Genomic DNA, 14,030 nt, shown 5'->3' on the forward strand with positions numbered 1-14,030 from the left:
CCCCCCCCCCCCCCCGCCGGGGGAGCGGCAGCCGGCGTCAGCCCGCGTCGGCCGCCTGGGCGCGCAGGGCGCGCTCGACGCCGGCGCGGTTCTCCGTCACCAGGCGGCGCAGCGCGGCCGACGGCCGGGCGGACGCGAGCCAGGCGTCGGTGGCGTCCAGCGTCTCCTGGGAGACGTGCAGCGTCGGGTACAGGCCGACCGCGATCTGCTGCGCCATCTCGTGGCTGCGGGCCTCCCACACCTCGCTCAGGACCGCGAAGTAGCGGTCGCGGTAGGCGAGGAGCACCTCCCGCTGGTCGGTCTGGACGAAGCCGCCGATGACCGACTCCTGCACCGCGTTGGGCAGGGTGTCGGACTCGACGACCTTGGCCCACGCCTCGGCCTTGGCCTCCTCGGTCGGCCGGGCCGCCAGTGCGGCGGCGGCGTGCCGCTCGCCGGCGGCGGTGGCGTCGCGCTTCAGCTCGGCCTCCACCGCGCCCGCGTCGGCGCGCCCGGTGGCGGCGAGCCGCTGCACGAGCGCCCACCGCAGGTCGGTGTCGACGGTCAGCCCGGGCACCGTGGCGCCGCCGTCCAGCAGCGCGCCGAGCAGGTCGAGCTGGGCGCCGGTGCGGGCGGTCGCGGCGAACGCGCGGGCCCACGCCAGCTGGTGGTCGCTGCCGGGGGCGGCGGCGTTGAGGTGCTCCAGCGCCGCGGCGGACCAGCGGGACAGGCCCTCCTCGCGCCACTCGGGCGCGGCGTAGAGGTCGAGCGCCAGCTTGACCTGGCGGTGGAGGGTCTGCACCACGCCGATGTCCGACTCGCGGCCGACGCCACGGAGCACCAGCTCCAGGTAGTCGCGGGCGCGCATCTCGCCGTCGCGGGTCATGTCCCAGGCGGAGGCCCAGCACAGGGCGCGCGGCAGCGGCTCGGTGAAGTCCGCGAGGTGCTCGGTGACGACGGCCAGCGACTCGGCGTCCAGCCGGACCTTGGCGTAGGTCAGGTCGTCGTCGTTGAGCAGCACGACCGCCGGGCGGGCACGGCCCACGAGGTCGGGGACCTCGGTGAGTTCGCCGTCCACGTCGAGCTCGACCCGCTCCACGCGCTCCAGCCGGCCGTCGGTCAGCTCGTAGAGGCCGACGGCGATGCGGTGCGGACGCAGGACGGGTTCGCCGCGGGCGCCCTCGGGGAGCGGCGGCGCGGTCTGCCGGATGGCGAAGGCGGTCATGGTGCCGTCCTCGCCGACGGTGATCTCCGGCCGCAGCACGTTGATGCCGGCGGTCTGGAGCCACTTCTTCGACCATGCGCCCAGGTCGCGGCCGCTGGTCTCCTCCAGCGCGGTGAGCAGGTCGGGCAGAGTGGTGTTGCCCCAGGCGTGGCGCTTGAAGTAGGCCTGCACGCCCCGGAAGAACTCGTCCATGCCGACGTAGGCGACCAGCTGCTTCAGGACGGAGGCGCCCTTGGCGTAGGTGATGCCGTCGAAGTTAACCAGGACGTCGTCCAGGTCGTTGATCTCCGCCATGATCGGGTGGGTCGAGGGCAGCTGGTCCTGCCGGTACGCCCAGGTCTTCATCTGGTTGGCGAAGCTGGTCCAGGCGTGGGGCCAACGGGAGCCGGGGGCGTGCGCCTGGCAGGCGACCGAGGTGTAGGTCGCGAACGACTCATTCAGCCAGAGGTCGTTCCACCACTCCATGGTGACCAGGTCGCCGAACCACATGTGGGCCAGCTCGTGGAGGATCGTCTCGGCGCGCACCTCGTAGGCGGCATCGGTGACCTTGGAGCGGAAGACGTACTGGTCGCGGATGGTGACCGCGCCCGCGTTCTCCATCGCGCCGGCGTTGAACTCCGGCACGAAGAGCTGGTCGTACTTCTCGAAGGGGTACGGGAAGTCGAACTTCTCCTCGAACCAGTCGAAGCCCTGGCGGGTGACGGCGAAGATCGCGTCGGCGTCGAGGTGTTCGGCCAGGGACGGCCGGCAGTAGATGCCGAGCGGCACGCTGCGGTCGCCGCCCTCCCAGCTGCTGTGCACCTCGTGGTACGGGCCGACGATCAGCGCGGTGATGTAGGTGGAGATCCGCGGGGTCGGGGCGAACCGCCAGACGGTGGCGCCCTCCGGCTCCGGGGTGGGGGAGTTGGAGATGACCTTCCAGCCCTCGGGCGCGGTGACGGTGAAGGCGAACGTCGCCTTCAGGTCGGGCTGCTCGAAGGAGGCGAAGACGCGCCGGGCGTCCGGTACCTCGAACTGGGTGTAGAGGTAGGCCTGCTGGTCGACCGGGTCGACGAAGCGGTGCAGCCCCTCTCCGGTGTTGGTGTAGGCGCAGTCGGCGACCACCCGCAGGACGCTGTCGCCCTCCGGGACCTCCAGCGCGATGCGGGAGTCGCTGAAGACGGCTGCCGGGTCCAGCGCGGTCCCGTTGAGCTCCACCTCGTGCACCGCGGGCGCCACCAGGTCGATGAAGGTGGCGGCGGCCTCCCGGGCCGTGAACCGCACCGTGGTCCGCGACCGGTAGGTTCCGCCTTCCTGGGCGCCGCTGAGGTCGAGGTCGATCTCGTAGGAGTCGACGGTCAGCAGCCGTGCCCGCTGCTGGGCCTCGTCGCGCGTCAGATTCGTGCCAGGCACCGTGGGGTCATCTCCTTGCTCGGGCGTTTGGGGGTCATCCTTCCACGCGGCTGCCCAGCCGCTCCTCCGAATAACGGGCGGGTCGGCGGCGTCGTGCCCGGCCAGGGGCGGGCGGGCACGACGCGCCCCGCCGAACGCGCCCCGCCCCCGCCGCTGCCGGACGGGCCGGAGCGACGGGGGCGGTCACCGCGGTGTGCGCGGCGGACGGTGCGGGTGGTGCGGGTGGTGCGGTGTCAGCCGGTGACCGACAGGATGCGGACGTTGCCGGTCCCGGTGGCGGTGCCGCGCTCGTTCAGCAGGCGGACCTCGCCGAAGAACTCACGGCCCTCCGGGGCCCCCGAGCCGACGGTGACCTCGGCCCCGACGGTGACGGTGTCACCCCCGGCGAGATCGACGACCTCGTCCTCGTCGACGGTGACGGTGCCGAGCTCCGGGCTGTAGAACACGTCCCGGTAGTCGTACTCCGTGGTGCCGGCCGGCGTCGAGTAGGCGTGGACCTCGACGGTGTACGTGCCGGGCGCCGGAGCGGCGAGCCGCACCCGCTCCTCCGACCCGCCCGTGGCGCCGGAGCCGACCAGCGTCCCGTTGCGGTAGACGTACAGGTCCAGGTCGGCGGCGGCGTCGGACGGGGCGCCGATGACGGCCTCGAACGTGGAGACGTCGGCACCGATCTCGACGGTGCTGATGGTCACCCGCTCGTTGTCCGCGATGGACGGGCGGTCCGACGTGGCGGAGCCGAGCTCACCGCCGGCGAGGGTGCCGGTGATGTCGGCGAAGCCGTTGGTGACGTCCCACTCCACGGCCACGGGCTCACCCGCGGTGGCCTCCTCGACGGTCTGCACCGCCGGGTCGAAGGAGGCGCCGAGCGCCGTGGCGGTCAGCGTGAAGGGGTTGGCGGCGGTCGGGGAGGTGCGGCGCGCGTCCACGGCCAGCTCGTAGACGCCCGGCATCGGGTCGGCGTACGAACGCAGGTCGGGACGGCAGGTGTTCCGCGGGTCGGAGAAGTTGTTGTAGCAGGAGAACACCGCCTGCTCGTCCATCGGCATGCCCCACGGGCTGATGGTCAGCCAGCGGGTCTGGCTGTTGTCCGCGAGGTCGCCGATGCGGACCTCGAAGGACTTGGCGCCCTCGGGGACCCGGACGAAGTGCGACTCGGGGTTGTTGCGGGGCACGGTGCCCTGGGCGGTGTGGGCGTAGCCGGGGGAGGAGAGCTCCTCCGGGACGACGACGGTGGCCAGCGCGCGGTGGCTGGAGCCCAGCGTGCGGAAGTCGTGCACCGAGACGATGGCGCTGTGGATGCCGGTGGCACCGGGCTTGGCCTCGACCTTGACGGTCACCGGCTTGTTCAGCGGCATCAGGACGACGCCCAGACCGCGGAGGCGGAACGTCTTGTCGACGTTCTGCTCCAGCTTCACCTGGTGCAGCACCGGGTGCTTGGGGCCGGAGGTGCGGGTGAAGGTGACGTCGTAGGTCTTGCTCTTGCCCACCGCGGGGCCGGTCTCGCGGTCGTAGATGCCGGTACCGGTGTGCGGGGTGGCGAGGAACTCCGACAGCGCGTGGCTGACGGGCGCCTTCACGTCGTACTGGTACGGCTCGGTCGGCAGGACGAGGTGGCGCCAGGCGGCGACGGTGTCCATCAGGCCGGAGCCCTGCTGGTAGGCCTGGAGGCCCTTGACCGGCTTGGCGCTGCCGAGGAGGGCGGCGCGCAGCTTGGAGGGGGTGACCTTGATGCCCCACTGCTTGCCCGCGGAGAGCAGCAGCGCGGAGGCGCCGGCGACCTGCGGGGCGGACATCGAGGTGCCGTTGAGCATGCCGTACCCGGCGGGCAGGGTCCAGCCCGCCTCGGGCACGCCGGAGCCGGCCTGCCAGGTCGGGATGGTGTTCACGGCGGCGCCGGGGCCGACGATGTCGGGCTTGAACCCGCCGTCGGAGCGCGGGCCGCGCGAGGAGAAGGGGAAGAGCGCGTAGGGGTTGTCCACCGAGGAGCCGTAGTTGGCTGCCCAGGTCTCCTTGGAGACGGCGGCGCCGACGCTGATGACCTTGTCGGCGACGGAGGGGTCGCCGACGGTGTTGGCGCCGGGGCCGCTGTTGCCGGCGGAGATGATGAGCTGGACGCCGTAGGTGTCGATGAGCTCGGCGTACAGCCGCGCGCGGGCGTTGTTGCCGTCGTTGAGCGCGGGCAGGCCGCCGATCGACATGTTGACGATGTCGACGCCGCGGTTGACGACGAGGTCGATCATGCCCTCGGTCAGCGCGGTCGCGGTGCAGCCGCCGCCGAAGACGCAGGCGCGGGAGGAGACGACCTTGGCGCCGGGGGCGGCGCCGTTCATCGCGCCGCCGAACAGGCCGTTGGCCGCGGTGATGCCGGCGACGTGGGTGCCGTGGGCGCCGGAGACGATGCCGATGTTGACGAAGTCGGCGGTCTCGCCGATCCAGTCACCGCCGTAGGGGTCCATGGGGACGTCCTCGCGGATCTCCACCACGAACGGGATGGCCTCGGCGACCGGGGTGTCGGGGTTGTCCTCACCGAACAGCCCGAAGTCGAAGTTCTCCTTGTAGGGCTTCATCACCTTGTCGTTGGTGAAGTCGCCGTCGTCGTCGAGGTCGACGGTGACGGTGCCCGCCTCCGCGTCGTACAGCAGCGCCCAGCTGCCGTCGGTCCGGCCGTCGCGGTCGAGGTCGCCGTTCATCTCGCCGCCGCGGGTGGCGGACTCCTCGAACAGCGCGACGAGGTAGTCGCCCTCGGGGGCGGTGTAGGTGCGGCCGTTGAACTGGAAGGACGGGCCGGAGACCTCGGTGACCATCGGGCGCCACGTGCGGTCGTTGTCCACGATCGGGTCGGTCGCGGTGACCGAGTCCACGATCTTGCGCTCGCCGGTGGTGGTCTCCTGGAGCGCGGGGTGCATCAGGTCGACGCCGGTGTCGATGACACCGATGGTGATCCCGCGGCCGTCGGCGCGCGGGTTCTTCTTCACGAAATCGACGGCGCCGATCTCGTGGGAGGGGTTGTACGGGTTCTTCGCCGGCGTGGAGGCGTCGGGGCCCGGATAGGTGGAGTTGGCGCGCGCGGTCTGCGAACCGGCGGTGTCGACCTTGGGGTCGGGGAGTTCGATCTCCTCGTTCAGGTCGACCGCGTGGACCGCGGAGTTCTTGGTGGCCGAGGCGATGGCGGACTCGGCCGATCCGGTGGGGAGGGTCGCCCGCACATAGCCGATGCTGTCCTCGTGGTACCCGACGGAGGCGCCCGGGACGGCCTCCAGTTCGGCCACGACTCCGGCGGTCTCACCGGGCTCCGTGGCGATCAGCACGGTGACGTGCTCCTCGCCCGCGGTCTTCGCCTCCGCCAGACGCGTGGCGTCCTCGGCTCCGAACTTGTCGTCGAGCTGCTCGAACGGCTTGTCCGGCACGGCGAGGGGGCTGGTCTCCTCGGCCGCGAAGGCAGGGCTGACGCCGCCCGCTGCGACGGCGGCGACGACGCCGACCGCCAGGGCTGCTCGGGATATGCGTCTCACGCCCGGTGGTGTAGAGGATATGAACGGGGCTGTTCGGGTCATGGCCATCCTTGTTCGCTATCCGGGTGGGGATGGCCGGTAAGCATACGGAAATGGTCCACGAGTGGGGCCGGTTGAGGGAATGTTGTAAGAATGAGATGACGACGCGCGCGCTTTTCCCGCCCTAACTCGGGCGATAAGGACGCGGTGGTCGGCAGTAATCGATCTTGGAAAGCGGGTTGCGCGACCGGCCCTCCCTGTGCATCCGGATCACGTCGGACGCCGCGCTCCCTCACCGCCCGACGCGGGGGAGGCGCCCGCCCGGCCGGCCCCGCACCCGGGCGCACCCCACCCGGCCGGATCAGCGCGGCAGCACCGTCACGTACGCGGCCGGCGGACGGGTGGTCGCCGCGAGCAGCGCGGTGCGCACCATCGACGCCCGCAGCCCCGGCTCCTCCGCCACCTGTCGCGGCGTCATCGACACCACCGCCACGCCCAACCGTTCCAGCGTCTCCCGCCTCTCCCGCGCCACCCGCTCCACCGCCGCGTCCCGCCGCGCAGTCCTGGTGTCCAGTCGCACCGCGACCGCGTGGTCCGGCCAGTAGGCGTCCACCGCGCCCAGTTGCGGGCCGCCGGGCAGCCGCAGCCGCACGTTCCACAGGGGATCGGGCAGACCGCCGTCGCGGACCAGCGCCAGCAGCCGGTCCTCCGCCACCCGGCGGCCGGCCGCCACCATCGCGCCGATCGCCGCGTCCACGTGGGGCAGGGCCCGCAGCCGGGCCCGACCCAACTCCCGTACCACCGCGGCGGCGTCGCACCGCCCGCTGGTCACCGCCTCCACCAGGACCTCCCGCACCACCGCCGGGTCGGTCGGCGGCGCGACCGCGTCGGCCACCGCCCAGGCCGTCGGCGCCAGTGCGAAGCCGTCGACCGTCACCGGCCTCGGCAGCCGTCCGCAGTGCGTCACGCCGACGCGGTCCGCCGCGGCCAGCCGCGAGTCGTGGGGCACCAGGAGGTCGGCCCGCTCCAGCAGCGCCGGCCGCGGCGCCGACCGGAACCCGTACAGTGCCAGCGCCGACATCCCCGTCAGCAGCGCCGCGTGCTCGCCGGACCCCGGCCCGCCGGTCCCGCCCTCGGCCTCGGCGTACCGCCGCGCCGCCAGCAGGAGTTCCTCACCGCGCGGCGCCGTGCCGTGCAGCAGGAACACCCCCGGCGCCGGCTGCTGCCAGTCACCGCCCGGCGCGCTGCGCCGCCGGGCCTCGGCGGCACTCACCCCGTGCGCGTGCAGTTCCCGCAGCGTCATGACCCGGTGCCAGGCGTCGGCGGGCAGCCGGTGCGGACGGTGCGAAAGCGAAGCGTCGTGAGTCATGGCTCGGTAATGCCCAATGCTGCACGGTCCGTCACCTCCGTTACACGGCTGTCGAAGAACCGGGACACAACGGGGCTCTTGTGGCGAGGGCGGAATGCCGAGGACACACCGGACAACCGCCCGGCCGCGCCGCCGCCCGCACCACCCCGCGGGGGACGCCGGGTCGGAGACCGGCGGCTCTAAAGACCGGCGGCGTCCCGCTCCTGGCCGCGCAACGCGCGCGCCAGGTCGTCCCGGGCCTCCAGCACCAGGCGCCGCAGCGCCGGCGGCGCCTCCGGGTTGCCGTCCAGCCAGTCGTCCGCGGCCCGGAGCGCCGGCCGGCCCTGCGCGTCCGGGAACAGCCCCCGCACCACCGACATGCCGGTCTCGATCGACCGCTCGGCCCACACCCGGCCGATCATCGCGAAGTACCGCTGCGCGTACGGTGCCTGCAACGCGGCCTGCCCCGGCCGCGCGAAGCCCTCGATCGTCGCCTCCAGCAGCGCGTTGGAGAGGGTGTCGTCCTCCACCGCCGCCTGCCACGCGCGGGCCTTCACCTCCGCGTCGGGCCGGGCGGTCAGCGCGCGGGTGTGGTGGCGGGCGCCCGAGGCGGTCCGGTCGCGCGCCAGCTCCTCGTCCAGCCGGTCCGCGTCGACCCGCCCCGCCGTCGCGAGCGTCACCAGGAACCGCCACCGCAGCTCCTGGTCCACCGCCAGGCCGGGGACCTCGCCGGACCCGTCGAGCAGCGAGGCCAGCAACTGGAGCTCCGCCGGGGCCGACGCCACCCGGGCGAGGAACCGCGCCCAGGCCAGCTGCTGGTCACTCCCAGGCTCCGCCCGCCGCAGCTCCGTCAGGGCCGACTGCGCCAGCTCCGCACCGGCGGACTCCCGCCGGTCGGGCGCGCTGTAGTGGTACAGCGCCGACTCCGCCCAGGCGTGCACCATCTGGAGCACCCCGATCTCCGACTCGCGCCCGGCGAACCGCCGGACCAGCGTGAGGAAGTCGGACGCCGGCATCAGCCCGTCGCGGGTGAGGTTCCACACCGCCGACCAGCACAGCGCCCGCGCGAGCGGATCCTCGATGTCGCCCAGGTGGTCCCGCAGCGTGGCCAGCGACCGCTCGTCGAACCGGGTCTTGCAGAAGGTCAGGTCCTCGTCGTTGACCAGCACCAGGTCCGGCCGGTCCGCACCCGCCAGCTGCGGTACCGCGCTGCGCACCCCGGACACGTCGGTCTCGCACTGCGCGTACCGGCGCAGCGCCCCGTCGGCCGGGTCGCGCCGGTACAGGCCGATGGCGACCCGGTGCGGACGCAGCTCCTCGCCCCGCGCGGCGGGCAGCGCACGCTCCGCCGGCACGGGCGGCTCCTGGAGCACCGACAGCTCCGTCACCCTGCCCTCCGCGTCGCACACCAGCTGCGGGGTGAGCGTGTTGACACCGGAGCTCTGGAGCCAGGACTTGGCCCAGCCCGCCATGTCGCGCCCCGAGACCTCCTCCAGCACCGACAGCAGGTCGGCGAGGGTGGTGTTGCCCCAGGCGTGCCGCTGGAAGTAGCGGCGCGCCCCCTCCAGGAAGGCGTCCCGCCCGACGTACGCCACCAACTGCTTCAGCACCGAGGCGCCCTTGGCGTAGGTGATGCCGTCGAAGTTGAGCTTGGCGTCCTCCAGGTCCCGGATGTCGGCGGTGACCGGATGCGTCGACGGCAACTGGTCCGCGCGGTACGCCCAGGCCTTGCGGCGGTTGGCGAAGGTGATCCAACCGCTGCTGAACCGGGTGGCCTCCACCAGCGAGAACGCGCCCATGAAGTCGGCGAACGACTCCTTGAGCCAGAGGTCGTCCCACCACTCCATGGTGACGAGGTCGCCGAACCACATGTGCGCCATCTCGTGGAGCACCGTGTTGGCCCGGCCCTGGTACGCCGCGTCGGTGGTCCGCCCCCGGAAGACGTACTCCTCCGTGAAGGTGACGCACCCCGGGTTCTCCATGGCGCCCAGGTTGTACTCCGGCACGAACGCCTGGTCGTACTTGCCGAACGGGTAGGGGAAGCCGAAGTGGTCGTGGAAGAAGTCCAGACCGCGCTTGGTGGTGTCGAAGATCTCCGCCGCGTCGAAGTGCGGCGCCAGCCCCTTGCGGCACAGCGCGCCCAGCGGTACCTCCAGCGTCGAACCGTCCGGCAGCGCGCGCGACCAGTGGTCCGTCTCGTGGTGGTACGGGCCGGCCAGCACCGTGGTGATGTAGGTGGAGATCGGACGTGTCGTCGCGAAGGTACGCGTGGCACCCGAACCGTCCGACAGCTCCCGCCGGTCGGTCTCCGCCCCGTTCGACAGCACCGTCCAGTGCGAGGGCGCCGTCACCGAGAAGTCGAACGGCGCCTTCAGGTCCGGCTGCTCGAAGGTGGTGAACACCCGGCGCGCGTCCGCGGGCTCGTACTGCGTGTAGAGGTACACCTCGCCGTCCTCCGGGTCGGTGAAGTGGTGCATCCCCTCCCCGGTCCGGCTGAACGCGCAGCGGGCGTCCACCACCAGCTCGTTCTCCTCCGCGAGCGACGGCAGCCGCACCCGGGTGCCGTCGAACACGCGGTCCACGTTGAGCGGTTCGCCGTTGAGCGTGACGGAGTGGACGTGCGGCGCCACCAGGTCGGCGAAGCTGTCCGCGCCCGGCTCGGCGCAGGAGAACCGGACGGTCGTCGTGGAGCGGAAGGTCCGCGGACCGGACGCGGGCGCCGGCTCCGTCGCCGACCGCAGGTCCAGCGAGACCCGGTACCCGTGGACGGTCAGCAGACGGGCACGCTCGCGCGCCTCCTCGCGGGTCAGGTTCTCTCCCGGCACGGATCGGCTCCCTCGTGTAGGCGGTGGCCGCCGCCCGGGTCCGCGCACGCCGCACGGTCACGGGGCGGGACCGGCTCGGCGGCGGCCGGATCAGGACACACGGTACGGCCCGCGACCCGCCGCGCGCGGCTCCGGGGGCGCAGGCGCGCCCCGCCGGGCGGAATGCCCGCGCCTCCCGGCACGTTGGCCCGTACGTTGTCCACCTGACGTCACCCACCGCCCGAGGAGGGCCCCGCATGTCCGAGCGCACCACCCCCGTGACCGCCGACTTCTGGTTCGACCCCATGTGCCCGTGGGCGTGGATGACCTCGCGCTGGATGCTGGAGGTGGAGAAGGTCCGCCCGGTCAAGGTCCGCTGGAACGTCATGAGCCTGTCGGTCCTCAACGAGAACCGCGAGGAGCTCCCCGAGAAGTACCGCACCCTGATGGCCGAGGGCTGGGGCCCGGTCCGGGTCGCCGTCGCCGTCGACCAGGCCCACGGCCAGGAGGCGCTCGCCCGCTACTACACCGCCATCGGCACCCGCATCCACCCGGGCGGTGAGAAGGACTTCACCGCGGCGATCACCGGTGCCCTCGCCGATGCCGAACTGCCCGCGGAGCTCGCGGCCGCCGCCGACAGCGAGGAGTACGACGAGGCGCTGCGCGCCTCCCACAGCGCCGGCATCGACCTCGTCGGCCAGGACGTCGGCACCCCCGTCATCGCCGTCCCCGGCGCAGACGGCGAGCGGATCGCGTTCTTCGGTCCCGTCGTCACCCCCGCGCCCCGCGGTGAGGCGGCCGCCCGGCTGTGGGACGGCACCCTGCTGGTCGCCGCCACCCCCGGGTTCTACGAGCTGAAGCGCACCCGCACCCAGGGCCCCGTCTTCGACTGAACGGCCCGCACCCGCCCGGCGGGCGCGCGTCCCTCGCGGCGCGCCCCGCCCGGCTGCGACGGGCGAAGGGGCCCGGTGGCGCGCCCTCACGGGCGGCCCACCGGGCCCCTTTCGTACCGCTCCACCGCGCCCGGCCCGTCCTCCCCTCACGGGGGGCGGGCCGGCGGCGGTCACGGCGCCAGCAGCAGGGTGTTGGCGCGCTGCTTGGCGGCGGTGTAACGGGCAGCGACGTCCTGCCAGTTCACCACGCGCCACATCGCCTCGACGAAGTCCACCTTCTGGTTGCGGTACTGCAGGTAGAAGGCGTGCTCCCAGGCGTCGAAGACCAGGATCGGGACGGAGCCCTGACCGACGTTGCCCTGGTGGTCGTAGACCTGCTCGACGACCAGCCGACCGCTGACCGGCTCGAACGCCAGCACGCCCCAGCCGGAGCCCTGGGTGGTGGCGGAGGCCTTGGACAGCTGGGCCTTGAAACGCGCGAACGAACCGAAGGACTCGGCGATCGCGTCGGCCAGCTCGCCGGTGCCGTCCTTCTCCAGCGGCTCGCCGCCGCCGTCACCGGTCATGTTCTGCCAGTAAATGGAGTGCAGGATATGGCCGGAGAGGTGGAACGCGAGGTTCTTCTCCAGGCCGTTGATGTTGCCCCAGCTGTCGGTGGCGCGCGCCTCCTCGAGCTGCTCCAGGGTGTCGTTGGCACCCTTCACATAAGCGGCGTGGTGCTTGTCGTGGTGCAGCTCGATGATCTCGCCGCTGATGACGGGCTCGAGAGCCACGTAGTCATAGGGGAGCTCAGGGAGAGAGTAGACAGCCATGTCGGTAACCCTTCGACGGCGTTCATGCGCAGCGTGCCTTTTATGCGTATCGCTTGCCCCGGAAGGCTAACAGTAATGATCTCCGCCGCCCGCGCGACCCCACGGCCGACCAGGGGAGTGAACACCGCGTCAGGGCAACAGCCGAAGCCGTGAATCCCGGGCCGGTCCGTTGTCGGCGCTCGTCGAAGACCACTCGTACGACTGCCTGCTTTAGTGGGTATTCCCGCCCTGCCGAGCCGGGAGACGCGTGCGAGAGCGGGTGTGAGCCTCCGCGTCGGATCGGCTCGCGGCGCCGGTTGCGGTCAGCTGCACGGCGGAGGGGCGCCCTCGTACCGGGTGGTATTCCGGCGTCTTTCGACAACGCGGCAGATGGCCGTGGCCGGCGTCGCGGGCCCGGCGCGGGGTCTCGCACCCGCTCCGCGTACCGCCGCTGTCACCGCCCGGCCGGGCGCGGTCCTCGCCGGCGACGCACTCAAGGCCGCGCTCGCCATGGGCGCCGCGCCCGCCGTGCGGAAGCTGCCCGGCCGCCGCGACGCCTGACGGAGTCGACCGGCGCCCCGCACGGCGCCGACCGGCCTACCACGACCGCCCGCCCGGGGCGGGGCCGGGCGGGCGGCCGTGTCAGACTCGTTGCCATGCGCGTCTATCTCGGCTCCGACCACGCCGGCTACGAACTCAAGAACCACCTGGCGGACTGGCTGACCCGAAACGGTCACGAGCCCGTCGACTGCGGCCCGCACATCTACGACGCACTCGACGACTACCCGCCGTTCTGCCTGCGCGCCGCCGAGCGCACCGCCGCCGACCCCGAGGCGCTCGGCGTCGTCATCGGCGGTTCCGGCAACGGCGAGGCGATCGCCGCCAACAAGGTCCGCGGCGTGCGCTGCGCCCTCGCCTGGAGCGAGGAGACCGCCCGGCTGGGACGCCAGCACAACAACGCCAACGTCGTCGCCGTCGGAGCCCGCATGCACAGCCAGGACGAGGCCACCGCCCTCGTCGAGGCGTTCCTCGCCACCCCCTACTCCGACGAGGACCGGCACACCCGCCGCATCGACATGCTGACCGCCTACGAGAACGACGGCGTGCTGCCGCCCGTTCCCGCCCACCACCCGCAGGGCTGATGCCCGAGGGACACACGATCCACCGGCTCGCCGCCGACCTGCACGCCCGGTTCACCGGCGCGGTGGTGTCGGCGTCGAGTCCGCAGGGCCGCTTCGCCGACAGCGCCGCCCTGGTGGACGGGCACCGCATGACGGGGACCGAGGCGCACGGCAAGCACCTCTTCCTCGGCTTCGACGCGGCCCCGCCCGGTTCCACCGGCGGTGGCCCCGGCGGCACCCGCTGGGTCCACATCCATCTCGGTCTCTACGGCAAGTTCACCGTCAGCGACGGTGAGGCCCCGCCGCCGCGCGGCCAGATACGGCTGCGCCTCACCGACGAGGGCCACTGTGCGGACCTGCGCGGCCCCAACACCTGCGAACTCCTCACCCGGGGCGAGAAGCAGCAGCTCCACCAGCGGCTTGGCCCCGACCCGCTGCGTGAGGACGGCGACCCCGCCGTCGCCTACGAGCGGCTCTCCCGCAGCTCGGTGGCGGTCGGCGCGCTGCTCCTCGACCAGAAGATCATCGCCGGCGTCGGCAACATCTACCGCGCGGAGGTGCTGTTCCGCCACGGCGTGGACCCCTACCTGCCGGCCAAGCTGCTGCCCCGGCGGACCTGGGACGAGATGTGGCAGGACCTCAGCGAGCTGATGGCCGCCGGGGTCGCAGCCAAGCGCATCGACACGGTCCGGCCCGAGCACACCCCCGAGGCGATGAACCGCGAGCCGCGGGTCGACGGCCACGGCGGCGAGGTCTACGTCTACCGGCGCGCGCACCGCACCTGCCTCATCTGCGGCACGCCGGTGCGCACCGCGGAGATGTTCGGGCGCAATCTGTTCTGGTGCCCCACCTGCCAGCCGGCGCACACGCCGGCCGCCGGGGCGGGCTCTGCCTCCACCACCGCGTTCGCCTCGACGGCCGTGACCGCGGGCACCTCGCGCACCGCGGCGAGCTGTTCCGCGGAGAGCGTCGCGGCGAAGCCGTTG

The 14,030-nt window shown here is 72.8% G+C and carries 9 protein-coding genes and 1 pseudogene; 4 read left to right on the plus strand and 6 right to left on the minus strand.

Annotated elements, in window-relative coordinates:
• Positions 1-37: 37 nt before the first annotated feature.
• From pepN (HCN52_RS14400) to pepN (HCN52_RS14415), 4 genes are all read right to left on the minus strand, one after another.
• Positions 38-2,596, minus strand: coding sequence for an aminopeptidase N (gene pepN, locus HCN52_RS14400; RefSeq protein ID WP_168088856.1), 2,559 nt, complete (start codon positions 2,594-2,596; stop codon positions 38-40).
• Between the two features lie 233 nt (positions 2,597-2,829).
• Positions 2,830-6,156, minus strand: coding sequence for a S8 family serine peptidase (locus tag HCN52_RS14405; protein WP_168088857.1), 3,327 nt, complete (start codon positions 6,154-6,156; stop codon positions 2,830-2,832).
• Positions 6,157-6,448: 292 nt separating this feature from the next.
• Positions 6,449-7,456: a hypothetical protein gene (locus HCN52_RS14410; protein ID WP_168088858.1), complete on the minus strand. Its 1,008-nt coding sequence runs from the start codon at positions 7,454-7,456 to the stop codon at positions 6,449-6,451.
• 179 nt (positions 7,457-7,635) lie between these two features.
• Entirely contained in the window at positions 7,636-10,260 is a 2,625-nt protein-coding gene (gene pepN / locus HCN52_RS14415; protein WP_168088859.1) for an aminopeptidase N, read from the minus strand.
• A gap of 236 nt (positions 10,261-10,496) precedes the next feature.
• Between pepN (HCN52_RS14415) and HCN52_RS14420 the strand changes: the two genes are divergently transcribed.
• Positions 10,497-11,132, plus strand: a complete 636-nt coding sequence (locus tag HCN52_RS14420; RefSeq protein WP_168088860.1) for a mycothiol-dependent nitroreductase Rv2466c family protein — start codon at positions 10,497-10,499, stop codon at positions 11,130-11,132.
• Positions 11,133-11,302: 170 nt separating this feature from the next.
• On the opposite strand, the gene HCN52_RS14425 is transcribed toward HCN52_RS14420, so the two are convergent.
• Positions 11,303-11,944, minus strand: a complete 642-nt coding sequence (locus HCN52_RS14425) for a superoxide dismutase (protein WP_167972341.1) — start codon at positions 11,942-11,944, stop codon at positions 11,303-11,305.
• 369 nt (positions 11,945-12,313) lie between these two features.
• Between HCN52_RS14425 and HCN52_RS25460 the strand changes: the two genes are divergently transcribed.
• The 3 genes and pseudogenes from HCN52_RS25460 to HCN52_RS14440 form a co-directional block, all read left to right on the plus strand.
• Positions 12,314-12,484 (plus strand): hypothetical protein, encoded by a 171-nt coding sequence (locus HCN52_RS25460; RefSeq protein ID WP_245175148.1) that lies wholly within the window; start codon positions 12,314-12,316, stop codon positions 12,482-12,484.
• A gap of 95 nt (positions 12,485-12,579) precedes the next feature.
• Positions 12,580-13,065, plus strand: a complete 486-nt coding sequence (locus HCN52_RS14435) for a ribose-5-phosphate isomerase (RefSeq protein ID WP_168088861.1) — start codon at positions 12,580-12,582, stop codon at positions 13,063-13,065.
• A pseudogene (locus HCN52_RS14440) lies at positions 13,065-13,892 on the plus strand (Fpg/Nei family DNA glycosylase); the annotation flags it as partial. The gene HCN52_RS14435 and the pseudogene HCN52_RS14440, both read left to right, overlap by 1 nt.
• Here the strand turns inward: HCN52_RS14440 and HCN52_RS26410 are convergent.
• On the minus strand, positions 13,805-13,987 hold the full coding sequence (locus HCN52_RS26410) for a hypothetical protein (protein WP_376767131.1): 183 nt from the start codon (positions 13,985-13,987) through the stop codon (positions 13,805-13,807). The pseudogene HCN52_RS14440 and the gene HCN52_RS26410 overlap by 88 nt on opposite strands.
• Between the last annotated feature and the right edge of the window lie 43 nt (positions 13,988-14,030).

It is taken from the genome of Streptomyces bohaiensis, assembly GCF_012033785.1.
Lineage (GTDB): Bacteria > Actinomycetota > Actinomycetes > Streptomycetales > Streptomycetaceae > Streptomyces > Streptomyces bohaiensis.